Annotated in this window: 15 protein-coding genes; 4 read left to right on the top strand and 11 right to left on the bottom strand. The window is 73.7% G+C overall.

The window, feature by feature from the left end; genetic code table 11:
• The first annotated feature begins 4 nt into the window (after window positions 1-4).
• The 4 genes from OG989_RS23320 to OG989_RS23305 are packed head-to-tail and all read left to right on the top strand — an operon-like array spanning window position 5 to window position 3,390.
• Entirely contained in the window at window positions 5-643 is a 639-nt protein-coding gene (locus OG989_RS23320; protein ID WP_327028445.1) for a bifunctional 4-hydroxy-2-oxoglutarate aldolase/2-dehydro-3-deoxy-phosphogluconate aldolase, read from the top strand.
• Window positions 640-1,593, top strand: a complete 954-nt coding sequence (locus OG989_RS23315) for a sugar kinase (RefSeq protein WP_151453639.1) — start codon at window positions 640-642, stop codon at window positions 1,591-1,593. The genes OG989_RS23320 and OG989_RS23315 overlap by 4 nt, the downstream gene beginning before the upstream one ends.
• On the top strand, window positions 1,590-2,855 hold the full coding sequence (gene manD / locus OG989_RS23310; protein WP_327031223.1) for a D-mannonate dehydratase ManD: 1,266 nt from the start codon (window positions 1,590-1,592) through the stop codon (window positions 2,853-2,855). The genes OG989_RS23315 and manD overlap by 4 nt, the downstream gene beginning before the upstream one ends.
• Entirely contained in the window at window positions 2,845-3,390 is a 546-nt protein-coding gene (locus tag OG989_RS23305; RefSeq protein WP_151453640.1) for a gluconokinase, read from the top strand. The genes manD and OG989_RS23305 overlap by 11 nt, the downstream gene beginning before the upstream one ends.
• A 40-nt stretch (window positions 3,391-3,430) precedes the next feature.
• On the opposite strand, the gene OG989_RS23300 is transcribed toward OG989_RS23305, so the two are convergent.
• The 11 genes from OG989_RS23300 to OG989_RS23250 form a co-directional block, all read right to left on the bottom strand.
• The gene (locus OG989_RS23300; RefSeq protein ID WP_327028444.1) at window positions 3,431-3,847 is read right to left on the bottom strand and encodes a YchJ family protein; all 417 of its coding nucleotides are present in this window, start codon (window positions 3,845-3,847) and stop codon (window positions 3,431-3,433) included.
• Between the two features lie 67 nt (window positions 3,848-3,914).
• Window positions 3,915-4,286 carry a hypothetical protein gene (locus tag OG989_RS23295; RefSeq protein WP_327028443.1) on the bottom strand — a complete coding sequence of 124 codons (372 nt, stop codon included), beginning with the start codon at window positions 4,284-4,286 and terminating at the stop codon, window positions 3,915-3,917.
• A gap of 112 nt (window positions 4,287-4,398) precedes the next feature.
• On the bottom strand, window positions 4,399-5,430 hold the full coding sequence (locus OG989_RS23290; protein WP_327028442.1) for a methyltransferase: 1,032 nt from the start codon (window positions 5,428-5,430) through the stop codon (window positions 4,399-4,401).
• Window positions 5,427-6,605 carry an aminotransferase class V-fold PLP-dependent enzyme gene (locus tag OG989_RS23285; RefSeq protein ID WP_327028441.1) on the bottom strand — a complete coding sequence of 393 codons (1,179 nt, stop codon included), beginning with the start codon at window positions 6,603-6,605 and terminating at the stop codon, window positions 5,427-5,429. The genes OG989_RS23290 and OG989_RS23285 overlap by 4 nt, the downstream gene beginning before the upstream one ends.
• Window positions 6,602-7,885: a tryptophan 2,3-dioxygenase family protein gene (locus tag OG989_RS23280; RefSeq protein WP_327028440.1), complete on the bottom strand. Its 1,284-nt coding sequence runs from the start codon at window positions 7,883-7,885 to the stop codon at window positions 6,602-6,604. Before OG989_RS23280 ends, OG989_RS23285 begins: the two co-directional genes overlap by 4 nt.
• A 66-nt stretch (window positions 7,886-7,951) precedes the next feature.
• Window positions 7,952-8,656 (bottom strand): tryptophan 2,3-dioxygenase family protein, encoded by a 705-nt coding sequence (locus tag OG989_RS23275; protein WP_327028439.1) that lies wholly within the window; start codon window positions 8,654-8,656, stop codon window positions 7,952-7,954.
• A 449-nt stretch (window positions 8,657-9,105) separates the two neighbouring features.
• Window positions 9,106-11,151 (bottom strand): glycosyl hydrolase family 28-related protein, encoded by a 2,046-nt coding sequence (locus OG989_RS23270; protein WP_327028438.1) that lies wholly within the window; start codon window positions 11,149-11,151, stop codon window positions 9,106-9,108.
• A gap of 57 nt (window positions 11,152-11,208) precedes the next feature.
• Entirely contained in the window at window positions 11,209-13,593 is a 2,385-nt protein-coding gene (locus OG989_RS23265; RefSeq protein ID WP_327028437.1) for a discoidin domain-containing protein, read from the bottom strand.
• 164 nt (window positions 13,594-13,757) lie between these two features.
• Window positions 13,758-14,762, bottom strand: coding sequence for an LLM class flavin-dependent oxidoreductase (locus OG989_RS23260; RefSeq protein ID WP_151453649.1), 1,005 nt, complete (start codon window positions 14,760-14,762; stop codon window positions 13,758-13,760).
• On the bottom strand, window positions 14,759-15,085 hold the full coding sequence (locus OG989_RS23255) for a TIGR04076 family protein (RefSeq protein WP_151453650.1): 327 nt from the start codon (window positions 15,083-15,085) through the stop codon (window positions 14,759-14,761). The genes OG989_RS23260 and OG989_RS23255 overlap by 4 nt, the downstream gene beginning before the upstream one ends.
• Window positions 15,082-15,459: a nuclear transport factor 2 family protein gene (locus OG989_RS23250; RefSeq protein ID WP_151453651.1), complete on the bottom strand. Its 378-nt coding sequence runs from the start codon at window positions 15,457-15,459 to the stop codon at window positions 15,082-15,084. The genes OG989_RS23255 and OG989_RS23250 overlap by 4 nt, the downstream gene beginning before the upstream one ends.
• Window positions 15,460-15,509: the final 50 nt, after the last annotated feature.

Raw genomic sequence — 15,509 nt, 5'->3', positions numbered from 1 at the left:
TCACATGACCGTCAACCTGACCGCCGAACTGACCGCGGCGCGCATCCTCGCGATCATCCGCGGCACCGACACCGCCGCCGCGATCGCCGCCGGCACCGCGCTGCTCCAGGAGGGCGTACGCGTCGTCGAGGTGGCCCTGACCACGCCGGACGCCCTCGGGGCGATCGAGGCGCTGCGCGCGGCGGCCCCCGCCGGGTCGCTGGTCGGGGCCGGCACGGTGCTCACCACCGCCGACGTCGCCGACGTGGCCGCCGCGGGCGCGCAGTTCGTGGTGACGCCGGCCGTGGTCGAGTCGATCGCCGAGGCGGCGCGCCGCGGCCTCCCGGTGGCCGCCGGGGCGCTCACCCCGACCGAGGCCTACACCGCGGTGCGGATGGGGGCGTCGGCGGTCAAGCTCTTCCCGGCGTCGGTCGGCGGCCCGGCGTACCTCAGGGCGGTGCGCGACCCCTTCCCGGACATCCCGTTCGTCGCGGTCGGCGGCGTCGGCCGCGACGACGTGCCCGGCTACTTCCGGGCCGGCGCGATCGCGGTCGGCCTCGGCGGCCCCCTGGTCGGCGACGCCGCCTCCGGCGGCGACCTGGACGCCCTGCGGGCGCGGGCGCGCAGCTACCTCGCCGCCGTGCGGGAGTCGACGCCGTCATGACCGCACCCGACCTGCTCACCGTCGGCGAGGCCCTGGTGTCGCTGCGCTCGGCCGGCCCGCTCGCCGCCGGAGGGCCGCTGACCATGCACCTGGCCGGCGCCGAGTCCAACGTAGCCGTCGCGGTGGCCCGGCTGGGCCACCGGGCCGCGTGGGTCGGCCGGGTCGGCGCCGACGAGTTCGGCGAGTACGTGCTGCGCCAGCTGCGCGCCGAGGGCGTCGCCGTCGACGGCGTGACCCGCGACCCGGACCGGCCGACCGGCCTGATGTTCCTGGAGCGGCGCACCGCCGACCTGACCCGGGTGCAGTACCACCGGGCCGGATCGGCCGGCTCCGCCCTCGGCGTCGACGACCTGCGGGCGCCGCTGGCCGCCGGCGCGCGGATGCTGCACCTGAGCGGCATCACCCCGGCGCTGTCCGACACCGCCCGCGCGGCCACCCGGTGGGCGGCCGAGGCAGCCGTCGCCGCCGGCATCCCGGTCTGCCTCGACGTCAACCACCGCGAACGCCTCTGGTCGCGCGACACCGCCCGCGAGGTGCTCACCCCGCTGGCCGGGTATGCCTCGACCGTCGTCGCCTCCGCCGACGAGCTGGACCTCGTCGGCGACCCCGGGGCCGACGAGTCCACCGTCGTAGCGGACCTGCTGCGCCGCGGCGTGGACACGGTCCTGGTCAAGCTGGGCTCCGACGGCGCCCGCGCGCACACCCGCGACGGGGTCCGGCAGGCCGAGGCGCTGACCGTGACCGCCGTCGATGCCGTCGGCGCCGGGGACGCGTTCACCGCAGGCTACCTGTCCGGCTGGTTCGACGGGCTCGACCTGGCCGGTCGGCTGCGCCGCGCGGCCACCCTCGGCGCCTTCGCGGTCTCCAGCCCCGGCGACTGGGAAGGGCTGCCGCGCCGCGCCGAACTGTCCCTCCTCGACGGCCACGAGGCCGGCGACGTCCTCCGCTGACCACCGAGCACCCCGAAGAAGAAAGGCACCCCGTGAAGATCGTCGCCGCTGACGTCATCGTCTCCAGCCCCGACCGCAACTTCGTCACCCTGAAGATCACCACGGAGGACGGCGTCACCGGCCTGGGCGACGGCACCCTCAACGGACGGGAACTCTCGGTCGCCTCGTACCTGCGCGACCACGTCGTCCCGCTGCTGATCGGCCGGGACGCGCACCGCATCGAGGACGCCTGGCAGTTCCTCTACCGCTCGGCGTACTGGCGTCGCGGGCCGGTCACCATGGCCGCCATCGCGGCGGTCGACGTGGCCCTGTGGGACATCAAGGCCAAGGCCGCCGGCATGCCGCTGTACCAGCTGCTGGGCGGGGCGTCGCGCACCGGGATCATGGCCTACGGCCACGCCTCCGGCCGGGACCTGCCGGAGCTGTTCGACTCGATCCGCCGGCACCTCGACGAGGGCTACCGCTCGATCCGGGTGCAGACCTCGGTGCCGGGCATCAACGCCGTGTACGGGGTCGCCGCCCAGCCCAGCGCCGACGGCAAGCGGTACGACTACGAGCCGGCGCAGCGCATCCCGCTGCCGGCCGAGGAGGACTGGGACACCCGCTCCTACCTGCGCCACCTGCCCGGCGTGTTCGAGGCGGTCCGCAACGAGTTCGGCCCGGAGCTGCCGCTGCTGCACGACGGCCACCACCGGATGACCCCCATCCAGGCCGCCAAGCTGGGCAAGGCCCTCGAGCCGTACGACCTGTTCTGGCTGGAGGACTGCACCCCGGCGGAGAACCAGGAGGCGCTGCGGCTGGTCCGCCAGCACACCACCACGCCGCTGGCGATCGGCGAGGTCTTCAACACCGTCTGGGACTACCAGACGCTCATCCGCGAGCAGCTCATCGACTACGTCCGCTCCGCCGTCACCCACACCGGCGGCATCACGGCCATGCGCAAGCTGCTCGACTTCGCCGCCCAGTACCAGATCAAGTCCGGCATCCACGGCCCGACCGACATCTCGCCCGTCGGCATGGCCGCCGCCCTGCACCTGGACCTGGCCATCCACAACTTCGGCATCCAGGAGTACATGCGGCACGGGGCGCTCACCAACGAGGTGTTCCGGCAGTCGTTCACCTTCGTCGACGGCTACCTGCACCCGGGGGAGCAGCCCGGGCTCGGCGTCGAACTGGACGAGGAGGCCGCCGCGAAGTTCCCGTACGTGCCGGCGTACCTGCCGTTCAACCGGCTCCAGGACGGCACCGTCCATGACTGGTGAGGGCGCGTCCCCGACGCGGCACGTGGTCGTGATGGGGGTGTCCGGCGCCGGCAAGACGACCGTGGCCCGGGGCATCGCCGCCCGTACCGGACTGGTCTTCGCCGAGGCCGACGAGTTCCACACGCCGGAGCACGTGGCGCAGATGCGCGCCGGCGTGCCGCTGGACGACGCCGCCCGACTGCCCTGGCTGCGCGAGCTGGCGGGCTGGATGGCCGCCCGCGCCGCCGAGGGCGTGTCGACGGTGCTGGCCTGCTCGGCGCTGCGGCGGTCCTACCGCGACACGCTGCGGCAGGGGCCGCCGAGCGTCGAGTTCGTCCACCTGGACGGCGCCGCCGAGGTGATCCGGGAGCGGATGGCCCGGCGTGCCGGGCACTTCATGCCGCCGAGCCTGCTGGAGTCGCAGCTGGCCACCCTGGAACAGCACCACCCCGACGAGTCGGTGCTGGTGCTCGACCTGTCGCTGACGCCTGACGAACTCGTCTCGGCGGCGGTCGACCGGCTCGGCCTGACGCACGGCGTCGCCGCCAACGGCTGAGCGCGTCCCGGTCGCGGTGCCCAGGCGCCGCGACCGGGCGTCAGTCGGGCAGCGCGTCGAGGTAGACCCAACGGCCGTCCTCGCGGACGAACCGGCTGCGCTCGCTCTGCGTACCCGGCTGGCCGCCGGCGCGGTGGTGGGCCCGGAACTCGACGGTGCCGGTGGCGTCGAACAGCCCGCCCCGGTCGGTGTCGACGATCTCCAGGCCCGTCCAGCGCTGGCCGGGGTCGAGGTCGAGGGCGCCCGGCCGGGTCGAGGAGTGCCAGCTGCGCAGCAGGTACGCGGTGTCGCCGACGGCGAAGGCGCTGTACCGCGAGCGCATCAGCGCCTCGGCGGTCGCCGCGTCCGCCTCGCCCCGGTGCAGCCGCCCGCAACATCCGGCGTACGGCTGGCCGGCGCCGCAGGGGCAGGGCCGGTCACGGTCGTCGGCCGCCCGCCGGCGGGATCGCTTCGCCACCGGCCCATTCTGGCCGACGCCCCGGCGCCGCCGGCGTCCGGACCCCGCCGCGCGTCGTGGTGCCGGCTCAGCCGGCGCTCGTCCGGGGCGCCCGTCGGGTGCCGAACGACTCCATGGTCGTCGCCTTGCGGGCCGGGGCCTTCGAGGCCGCGCCGGCGCGGGTCGCCGCGGCCTTCGCCGCCTTCTTCGCGGGCGCCTTCTTCGCGGGCGCGGCGGTGGCGGGCGCCTTGCGGGCGCGGGCCGGGGCCGCCGTGGCCGAGGTGTCCTTCTTCCGGGCCGCGCGGGCGGTCGTCGGGGTGGGCTTCCCGCCCGGGGACCTGGCCGCGGTCGCCCCGGTGGCCCGCTTCGTGGCCGTCGCCACCTTCTTCGCCGCCGCCGCCCGCTTCATCGGGGCCTTGCGCGCCCCGGTGGCCTTCCTGGCCCGTCCTGCGTCCGCCATCGTCGCTCCTCCGGAATCGGCCCTGGGCGCACGGTCTTCCCCCGGCCCCGGCGGTCAAACGCCGCCGAGCCGGCGTGGCGGGGAAGCGGCCCCGCCACGCCGGCCCGGCGGATCACACCCCGGCCACCGGCTTGTACGCGCAGACCAGCTCCCAGCCGCCGGGCAGCACGGCCACCCGGTCGAAGCCGACCTCCTTGAGCAGGCCGGTGTAGAACTCGACCTCCCGCAGCCGGCTGACGCAGCTGTCGACCCCGATGAGGAAGTAGCTCCAGAAGAACTGCATCGCCAGCCGGTCCGGGGTGCGGAACTCCTCGCAGATCACCAGCAGCCCGCCCGGTTCGAGGGCCGCGTACGCCTTCTCGACCAGCCGGCGGGCGACGTCGTTCGGCCAGTCGTGCAGCACCCGGACGAACGCCATGGCGTCGTAGCCCGTGGGCAGCGGCTCGGCGAAGAAGTCGCCGCCGACGAAACCCAGCCGGTCGGCATGCCCCCCGCGGGCCGCGGTGGCCGCCACCAGCGGCGCCACGGCCGGCAGGTTGTACACGTCGGCCCGCAGCCCCGGGGCGTCGTCGAGGACGTGCGCGGCGAGCGTGCCGTCGCCCCCGCCGACGTCCAGCAGGCGACGCCGGTCCGGCCACAGCCGGTCGGCGTTGCGGTGCACCGTCTCGATCACCGGGCCGAGACCGACGGCCATGCTGCGCTCGAAGTCGGCGGTCTGCTCGTCGGTCTTCGGGGGCCAGGCGAAGTCGTCGTCGCTCATGCTCACCTCGCCCCGCAGGCTCTCGGCCAGCCGTCCGTGCAGCCGCCGCCAGGGGTAGCGGTCCCGGTCGCGTTCGACGGCGCCGGGGCCGACGACCGCCGTGACGGCGTCCCGGAGGCCGGGCACCGCGCGGTACGTGGCCGTCGTGATGTCGTCGCCTGGCTCACTGCGCTCGACGATGCCGAGGCTCTCCAGGCAGTCGAGGAACTTGTAGAGCCGCAGGGGCCGTACGCCGAACCGGGCGGCCAGCTCGCCGAGGCTCGCCGGCCCGGGCTCCAGCGCGTCGAGCAGTCCCATGCCGAGCGCGGTCTCCAGCACGTCCATGGCCTTGGGCCCGTTGGCGAGCAGACTCATCAGCGCCCGGGGGGACAGCGTGACCTTCACCGTTTCAGCTCCTCTTCCAGGGCGTCCATGAACGTGTCGATCTCGTCGAGGGTGTTGTAGACGTGCGGGCCGACCCGCAGGTGGCCCCGCCAGCTGCAGACCATGTCGCGCGCGACCAGCCGCCGCTTGACGGCCTCGCCGTCGGCGACGTCCAGGCAGACGACGCCGCCGCGCCGGTGCGGGTCCGTCGGGCTGACCACGTCGATGCCGGCCGCCGCGGCCCGGTCCAGGACCCGTTGGGTGCAGGCGAGCGAGTGCCGGCGGATCGCGTCGATGCCCACCCCGGCCAGCAGGTCCAGGCCGACCTGGGAGACCAGCGAGGTGAGGGGGAACGGGGTGCCGCCGGCGAACCGCCGGGCCCCGTCGGCCCAGCCGGTCGACGGCTGGAACGTGAACGCCCGGTCGCCGGCCTGCCAGCCGGTCGCCGCCGGTTCCAGCTTCGGGACCAGGCCCGGGCGGACGTAGAGGAAGGCGGTGCCGACCCCGCACAGCCACTTGTGCGCGCCGCCGAGGACCACGTCGACGCCGAGCGCCGTCACGTCCAGCGGCATCACCCCGACGCTCTGGAAGGCGTCGACCACCACCAGGGCGCCGACGTCGTGGGCGCGCCGCACCAGCCGGTGCAGGTCGATGGTGGCGCCGGAGGAGAAGCTGGCGTGCGGGACGCACACCAGCAGCGTGCGTTCGTCGACGCGCGCATCGAGGGCGTCCTCGTCGAACCGCGGGCCGCCCGAGCCGACCACGTCGAGTCGGGCGCCGTAGCGGCGGAACGCGTTCCAGATGAACGGCACGGTCGGGTACTCGAGGTCGGTGGTGACGATCCGGTCGCGCGGCGGGCGGTAGTCGAAACAGGACGCCACCCGGGCGAGCAGCGTGCTCAGGTTCGCGTCCGTGACGACGCTGCCCGCCGGCGCGCCGATGAGGGCGGCGACCGAGTCGGCGTACCGGTCGAGGCCGACGTGCCAGCCCTGCCAGACCTCGTCGCGCCAGCTCCGCAGCGTCTCCCAGTAGCCGGTGAGGACGTGTTCCGCCCCTCTGGGCACCGCGCCGGTGGAGTTGTTGTTGAGATAGACGGCGCTCTGGAGCAGGGGGAACTCGGCGCGCAGGGCGGCGTGCGCGGTGGCGTCGAGGCACTCGGGCAGGTGCGCGTCGGGGTGCGGTTCGGGCGGGCTCACTCGGGGCTGCCTCCGGTCGGTGCGGTCGGGGACGGGGATCGGGAGTCGTCGGCGACGGAGGTGAAGACCGGGATGGACCGGACGGCGGCCAGGTAGGGCGTGCCCTCCGTGTAGCCGGTGCCGGGGCGGGGGCCGAGCATCCGGGTCGCCAGCCGGTGGTGCGTACGCCGCCACTGGACGACCGCAGCGGCGAACGACCGCATCTCCTCCTCGACCCGCTCGCCGCCGGGCGCGGCGAGCAGTCCGTCGCGTACGGCGGCCCGGAACGCGTCGTCGACCGACGGCCGCCCGGCGTGCACCCGGTCGCGGACCTCCGGCACCTGGTGGTAGGCGGCCGAGTCCAACCGCGACCCCTCCGGGGTACGGCACAGCGACTCCACCAGCTTGTAGGAGCGCGACTGGATGGCGCTCGCCCCCTCGGTGAACTCCCGGAAGGTCCGGAACGCCTCCGCCTGCATGGTGGCCAGCAGCGAGAACAGCGGTCCGGCGGCGGTGAGCTGCTCGCGGGCGTACGCCAGCCGCTCGACCGCCGGTCCTGCGTGGCCGGCGGTCAGGGCGGCGACGGTGGCGCGCAGCTCGTCGGCGATTCCCGCGAAGAGGCACTCGTACGCCTGGAGCACCCGGATGAACAGGTACTCGTCGTGTGTCACGTGGACCGGCAGCATGCTCAGCCGCAGCACCAGCTCCCCGGTGGGATCCGGGTCGGCGGCGAGGGCCCGCAGCTCGTCCGGGGTCGCCACCGCCTCCCGGTGGGGGACCGTGCCGGCCAGGCCCAGCCGGACGAGAGCGGGGGACGCGGCCCGTACGCCGAGCCGGTAGCGCTTGGCCACCACGTCCCGGCTCGGGCGCCGCTCGGGCAGCAGGTCGGTGGCGCCGGAGGCGGCGGTCAGCTCGAAGGCCAGCGCGTCGGCGACCAGGCGGACGAGGAGCCGGTCCCGGTCCCGCCGGGCACCGACCGGGTCGGCGGCCGGCCCGTCGTCGACCTCGTCCCCGCAGGGCAGCCGGAGCAGCCGCAGCGCCAGGTAACTGCGGTAGTCGTACCGGCCGTCCCACTTGTCGAGCGCGGCGTCGAGGAAGGCACCCAGCAACCGGGCGTGGGCATCCCGCGCGGCCGCCGGCACCGTCGACTGCGCACGGGCCTGGTCGAGCAGGGCCAGCAGTTCCTTCTCGACGAAGTGTTTGCCGACCCGGTGATACTCCGCCAGCACGGCGGAGTATGGGAAACTGTCGGGCTCACCGGCACCGGACAGCCAACTCGTCAGTTCACGCACGAACCGCACCTCGACATTTCGGTCGCCACGCAGACAGGTGGGGAGGGATTGACAATTTCTGGTGGACGACGATTGTCAGGGACGACCGACCTGTGATTCGTTACCGGATTCGCCGGTGGGCTTCAGGCGGGCCCGCCACAGTTCGGGGAAGAACCGGTACCCGACGAGCTTGGCGAGCATCGTCGCCTCGGCGCCGTCCGGGGCGTGGCCCCCGACGCGCAGGGCGATCTGGTAGTGCCGCGTCCGCCACAGCGACACCCGCTCGTCCCACTCGACGAGCGCCTCGGCGAGCCGCTGGACGGGGTTCGCCGGATCCGGCCGGCCCAGTGTGGCCGGGTCGATTCCCTGGGCCTCCAGCTGCTCGGCGAATGCCCGGCCGAGCTGTCGGCTCGTGGCCTGGACCTGCCGCCAGCCGGGCGACTCCGCGCCGGATCCCTTGCCCAGCGCCGGTTGCATGGCCTGGAAGTCGGCCGGGGACAGGTGCCGGAACATCTCCAGCTGGTCGGTGACCAGCTGGATTCCGAGCGTCGCCCGGGCCAGCAGCGACTCGGTCACCGCCAGCTCGCCGGCGCGCAGCCGGGTGACCGCCTCGGCCAGCTCGGCGGCGGCGAGTTTCAGCCACAACTCGGTGGACTGGTGCACCACCTGGAAGAGCAACTCGTCGCGGTGGAGCATCTCCTCCGGACGCCGTTGCAGGTCGAGCAGCGCGTCCAGCCGCATGTAGCGCGCATAGTCCGTGGCGCCGTCGCCAGGCAGCACAGGTGAGTGGTCCCGCTTCACGGAATTGTGTCCCCTTCGGTCGGCGTCGCCGCATCGGAAACCGACGGTGCGACAGCGCGTGCGGCGGCCATTATGCAACGACGAAAGGTAATGTGTCACGCCCCTGTCGCACACCGTGTCCGTTTTCGGAAAGGGGAGGGTTTCCGCCATTTTCGGCGACATTCACAAGGCGGTTTGTTAGCACATTTGGTCGATATTCGTCAATCGTGGTGAACGGCTGACCCGTCACACGGCCGGCGGGTGGGTGCGGGGTTGGGCCGACGGTTCCCGTCGGGCGGGGCACGAGAAAGCCGCCGCCGTGCCGGGGTGTCCCGGTACGGCGGCGGCTGGCGGTGGCGCGGCGGAGTCGGCCGAGCCTACGATCGCCCCTCCGACCTGGCGCTGGGCACCCGCCGGACAGGACTGGCCGGTGCGGTGGGCGGCGGAGTCCACCGCCCACCGCGAGGGGCTCACCAGGCCGACGGTGGCGGTGGCGGCACGACCGGCGGCCGGTCGTCGCAGGTGATGGTGTTCGGCAGCTGCCACGGGGCCAGCCAACCGCCGTCGTTGCCGCCCAGGTCGGTGAGGGCGAACTCCGAGCCGGTCGCCGGGAAGTTGAACGACCCGCAGTTGTTGACGCCGACGGCGCCGACGTTGCGGGCGTCGACGTTGCGCAACGAGGCCGACCCCGCCGCCCGGGCGCTCAGCACGGAGGTGCCCGTGCCGTCGACCCGGATGTCCTGGAACCGGACGCCGGTGATGGAGTGGAGGTCCTTCACGGGCCAGTCGCTGACCAGCATGATGGCGTTGTACGTGTTGTCGAGGTAGCTGTCCCCGATCACCTCGATCCGCGCGTCGATGTCCCGGTCCAGCGCGTAGAACCAGATGGCCCCCAGCCCGATCTTCCAGTTCAGCTCGTACGTGCCGGCGCGGGCGGTGGTGTTGCCGGTGATCAGCAGCCGCCCGGTGAAGGGCTGCGCGCCGAAGCGGGAGCCGACCTGGATCGCGCTGCCCTCCCGCACCGGGTCGGCGACCAGGTTGTGCGACACGGTGAGGTCGGTGCCGCCGTAGAGGGCGATGCCGTTGGCCAGCACCGGGGACTGCACGGTGTTGTGGTCGAAGCGGTTGCGGGCGTTGCCGACCTTCTCCGACCACATCGCGAGCCCGTCGTCGCCGCTGTTGCGGACGAAGGTGTGGGCGACCAGCGAGTCGGTGACGCCGGTGTGGAAGTTGAGCCCGTCCGCGATCTGGTCGACGATGATCGTGTTGGTGACCCGCACGTTGCTCATCGGCCCGTCGAACCAGATGCCCACCTTCGTGTGGCGCAGGTGCAGCCCGTCGATGGTGGAGTCGCTCATCGCGCCGCCGATCGCGTTGACCTGGTCGGTGTCGATGCGCTCGCGCACGTCGCCCTCGATGGCGAAGCCGGAGAGGTGCACGTTGCGGCTGCCGCCGTCGGCGGCGCTCCTGCCGTAGAAGCCGACGCCGGTGTGCACCGAGCCGTCCGGCGCGGGCGTGGGCAGGGCGACCTCGCGTCCCTTGATGATCGTGTACCAGCTGCCGGCGCCCTCGATCGTCACGTCGTCGACGATGATGTGCCGGTTGACCTGGTACGTGCCGGGTGGCAGGTAGACCGGTACGTCCGCCCGCCGGGCGAAGGCGATGGCCCGCTCCAGGGCGGCGGCGGAGTCGCGGCGGCCGGTCGGGTCGGCGCCGAAGGCCAGCACGTTCGCGGCGCGCAGCCGGACGCGCGGCGGGCCGACGAGTTCGGAGTCGAGCAGGTCGATCACCGTCCACGCCGCGTTGCTGCCGGCCGGGGCGGTGAGCCGGATCCGGTCGCCCGCCCGGTACGTCCGGCCGAGCAGCAGCCGCTGCTCGTCGTAGAAGTGGCTGGGGCGGAACGGGGTGGGGATGCTCGGGTACGGGGTGGTGGCCGCCGGCACGCACGAGCACTCGGTGATCCACCAGTCCGGGTGCAGCAGGCCGGCGGTCGGGTCGTTGGAGAACGGGTACTGGTTGTAGAGCCAGGCGTACTGCGAGGTGAGGGTCATCGTCCGGACCCGCCGGTCGTTGACCGCCACGTCCAGCGGGGCGGTGATGCCGCCGCCCTGCGGGGCGTCGGGGATGCTGTAGCGCACGGTGATCGCGTTGGCCGCGCGGGGCAGGACGAACTCGACGTACCGGCCGGGGGTCAGCCGGACGGCGCGGCGGCCGGAGGCCTCGGCGGGCAGCGTGTAGGCGGTGCGGTCGGGGCCGATGACCTCGCCGTCCGTGGTCGCGTTCTCCGCCTCCTGCTCGACGAAGTCGACGTCGGCGCCGCGCCCCGCGACCAGGTGCGGGTCGAGGCCGGCCCTGGTCACCACCGGTGCGATGCCGGCGGGCGGGGTGGCGGTGGCCGGGCCGGGCGCGCCGGCCAGGACGCCGAGGGCGGTCGCGAGCGCGACGGTGGCGGCGACCGCCGCCCGGGGCCGTCGCCGCGACGACGGTCCGGGCAGCGCAGATCTGCTCAGGGGCATGGCGTGACTCTTCTCGTGGTGGGACGGGTCCGGCCGCGCGGCCGGCAGTGACCGCCGCTACGCGGCGTACACCTCAAGCTGGGACAGCTGCGCCGCGGGCCAGCCGGTGTTGCCGGTGACGCGGATCCGCACGTACCGGCCGGGCGCCGCCGGGACGGCGATCGTCACCCGGTTGCCGGTGGCCGGATCGAAGACCCGGCCGGCCGGGGCGACGGGTGTGCTCCACGCGGTGCCGTCCGGGCTCACCTCGACGGAGAGGGTCTGGGTGCGTCGTTGCCAGGCGGCGGCGGGCGGGAGCCGGAGCACGACCTGTCCGACGGGGACGATCGCGCCGAGGTCCACCCGCACCCACTGCGGGAAGGCGTTGCCGGCGCTCTCCCAGTAGGTGTCCGCGTCGCCGTCGACGGTGTTGGCACAGCCGTAGGCCTGCACGTGGCTGCTCTCCGTCACCGACCTGCCCCGGGCGAGGTCGGCCCCGGGCGCCGGCGCGGTGGTCGCCGACACGGCGGCGGAGGGCGCCGACAGCGTGCTGGCGCCGTCCACTGCGACGACCGTGAAGGTGTACGTGGTCTGGGGCGTCAGCCCGCCGACGGTGGCGGAGGTGCCCGGGACGGACGCGACGGTCTGCCCGTCGCGGCGCACCTGGTAGCCGGTGATGCCGTCGGGGTCGGTCGACGCCGTCCAGGCCAGCGACACGCTGGTCGAGGTCCGGCCGGTCACCGTGAGGCCGCCCGGCGTGGTGGGCGTGGTGGGCGTGCCGGTCGCCGCGTACACCTTGACCTGAGCGAGTTGGGCCGCCGGCCAGGCGGTGTTGCCCGCGACGGTGACCCGGACGTGGCGGGCGGCGGTGGACGGCACGGTGAGGGTCGCGGTGTTGCCGGTCGCCGGGTCGAACCGGACCCCGACGGGCCCGGTGAGCGTCGTGAAATTCGTGCCGTCGGTGCTGCCCTGCACCGTCACCGTCTGGGTGCGCGCCTCCCAGCCGGCGGGCACGGCAAGGACGACCCGGGCCACCGGGTGGCTCGCGCCCAGGTCGACCCGCCACCACTGGGGGAAGGCGCCGTTGGCGGACTCCCAGTAGCTGTTCGGGTCGGCGTCGACGGCGTTGCCGGCGGCGAACGCGCCGTTCTGGCTGCTCGCCGACGCCGGCCGGCCAGCGGCCAGGTCGCCCCCGGGCTGTGGGCCGCCGCCGAGGACGGGCGGCGTCGGTCGTACGGGGGTCAGGGCGAGCTGCCCCTTGAACATCCGGCCGCCGTCGGCGGTGATCCGCAGGTAGTAGTCGGCGGAGCAAACGGTGCCGTCCTCGTCCAGCGCCCGGATGCCCGCCCCGGCCGGCGTCGTCGCCTGCGTCTCGCTGGTCTTGGCGATCTGGTTGCCCTCGTTGTACTCGTCGAACATGGAGACGTAGAGGCCATGCGCGCCCAGCCGGGTCATGTTGTAGAGGTGCCGCCAGTAGAAGTCGCCGTGGCGGCGGTGCCCGGCCGACAGGTCGCCGGGCATCACGCAGGGCTGGTAGTCGATGCCGTGCGCCGCGCAGTCGGCCAGGTCGGGGAGGTTGACGTTGGTATGGAACCAGTCGAGCCCGTCGAGGGTGCCGGTGCGGCCGACCATCCACGGCGAGAGCATGTGGAACGCGTGGTAGACCTCGGAGAAGCCCGGCCGGGAGTCGTTGACGCCCTGCCGCCAGTAGGTCGGCACGCCGCCGATGACGTAGCAGCCCTGGGCCTTGAACCAGTTGACGACGTCGAGGCAGGCGGCCGGCGCGAACGGGCGGCCGTCGTCGTTGAAACCGAAGCCCCAGACGCAGACCACCGGCCGGCCGTTCTGCCGCGCGTACGCCGGTGAGGCGGTGTGCGCGGACATCCGGTCGAGCCAGTCCTGCTTGATCTGGGACTGCATCGCCGTCCAGCCGGTGACGTCGTACATGACGTAGAACTTGCGGCCGTGGCGTTCCGCCGCGCCACGGACCTTGACCGTCATGGCGTCGCGGGTCGGCCCCTCGTCGCCGAACGGGTTGAACCGTTGCAGGGCGGCGGTGTCGCAGCCGTGCTCCTGCATCCAGCGGAAGTGGGTGTCGACGGTCTGCTGGTCGTAGGAGGAGAAGAGCTGCGCCGGCTGGCCGTTGCCGAGCGGCGGGTACGCGGTGGTGTAGCTGCGGGTGTACTCCCGCATGTCGGGCCAGGAGACGATCGTGGTGTTGGCCGGGGAGGGCGACTGGAACCGGTCGCGGCTCCAGTGCCACCAGCCGCCGATGGGCGCGCCGTCACCGGGGCAGCTGAACCAGCCCTGGTAGCCGACCGAGACCTTGCCGACGACGTCGCCCGGCGGGCTGGCCGCGTACGCCGTGCCGCGCAGGGCGGAGACCAGGTCGGTGGGTGAGACGGCGGCGAGCGCCGAACCGGCGGCGAGGGATCCGATGAGTCTGCGACGGGACACCGCCATGGCCGTCTTCCTTCCGGTAGCGGAAAGGTATCGATGGCCATGGTGCAGTAGGCGACTCCACAATGCAAGAGCGAGACCCAGGAATGAAAGAACACGACCGGGCGTGGAAATTTGTCAGATGGGGGCGGGTCGTGAACCCCTTCCGGCCCGCCCCCACCGGGGCGTCACTCCCTGAGCAGCGGCAGCACCCGGCGGCCGAGCAGGTCGACGCCACCGGCCGGGGTCAGCCCGTGCGGGGTGCCGAACTCCACCCGGGTGGCCCCGGCGTCGAACACCGCCGCGGCCTGCGCCGCGACATGTTCGGGCGTGCCGGAGAAGGCGAACAGGTCGAGCAGGTCCCCGCCGATCAGCGCGCCGGCGAGATCGTGCTCCTGGCGGGCGACGTGCTGCTGGATCCGCGCCAGCAGCTCCGGGTCGATGTCCACGTTGGGGTCGAGGGCGGCGACCACGGCGAGGTACATGGCGACCTCGGTGCGGGCCACCCGGCGGGCCAGGGCGCCGTCCTCGTCCACCACGGTGACCGCACCGATCACCACACCCACCTGGTCCCGGCCGGCGGGCGTGGCCTCGTCCAGCCAGGCGCGCATCGTCTTGGCCATCGCCGGGTTGGCCGACCCGCCGACCTTGATCTCCGAGGCGAAGGCGGCAGCCGTCCGGGCGGTCTGCTGACCCCACGTCCCCACCAGGACGGGCACGTCGGCGCGGACCGGGGCGTAGCGCAGCGCCGTGCCGGGCGCCACGGTGAACTCCCGGCCCGCGAAGCCGCCCTCGTCGCGGGAGAGCAGCAGCCGCACCACGTCGACCGTCTCGGTGATCCGGCGCAGCGGCCGGGCCTGCGGCACCCCGATCTGGTCGAGCCAGGTGCCCCGGGCCAGCCCGAGGTAGGCCCGCCCGTTCGACGCCAGATCCAGGGCAGCGACCTGCCCGGCGATCTCCACCGGGTGCATGGTGAACGGGTTCAGGCAGGCCGACCCGAGCCGGATCCGCCGGGTGTGCCGGGCGGCCACCAGCAGCGGGAAGATCGGCGGCTGGTACATCAGGTCGCCGAAGACCGACAGCACGTCGAAGCCGTGCCGTTCGGCGAGTTCGGCCAGTGCCGCGTACTCGTCGGCGCTCTTGTCGGACTGCAGTCCGATGCCGACGAGTCGGCGTCCGTCGTCGGTGCTCACGTCAGGTCTCCAGTGGGAATCTGCCGCCGGGCGGTCCGTTCGATGCGCATGATGACCCGCTCGTCCGGGTCCGGGCAGGCCACGTGACTGTCCCGGGCCAGCCAGTCCTCCGGCGGCAGCGGCCGCTGCTTGGCCGGCAGCAGCGGCAGGCACGCGGCGAGGGCGTAGAGGCAGAAGTGCTTGCCCGTCGGGATGCTGAGCCGGTTCGACTCGGTCAGGTCGATGTAGTCACCCGGCCGTAGGCCGCAGACGGACCGGCCCTCGATCCGCTCCACCACGACCCGCAGGTCGTAGAGGTCGGTGACCGGTTCCTCGGCGCTCATCGGACCGCCTCCGCGTGGTGGTGCACGATGCGCCAGCCCCGCTCGTCGCGGCGCAGCACGTCGGTCACCCGGAAACAGTCGTCCGGCTGCCCGCCCGCGTACCGGGCCCGCAGGACGTAGCGGACCAGGCCGGTGTCGTCCCACGACTCGACCCGGAACTGCTCGGGCGCGACCGAGGTGGGGGGCGCGGCCGGGCCCCGGTCCGCCGCCCGGCGGTCCCGCAGGTCGTCCAGGGCGGCCAGCCCGTCCAGCAGCTCGGGCGCGTCGGACTCCCAGATCGTCAGTTCGGGGTGCAGGCGGGCGTCGAACGCCGACCGGTCGCCCAACGACCGGTACATGTCGGTGATGGCGGCGGTGAGATCGTCAACGGTCATCGGGGCTCGCTTCCGGTCGGGGCGGACGGGGGTGACGGGGGTGACGGTGG

Source organism: Micromonospora sp. NBC_01740 (genome assembly GCF_035920365.1).
In the GTDB taxonomy this organism is placed as follows: Bacteria; Actinomycetota; Actinomycetes; order Mycobacteriales; family Micromonosporaceae; genus Micromonospora; species Micromonospora reichwaldensis.
The sequence above is the reverse complement of the archived record's forward strand: the minus strand, read 5'-3'. Positions and strand labels throughout refer to the sequence as shown.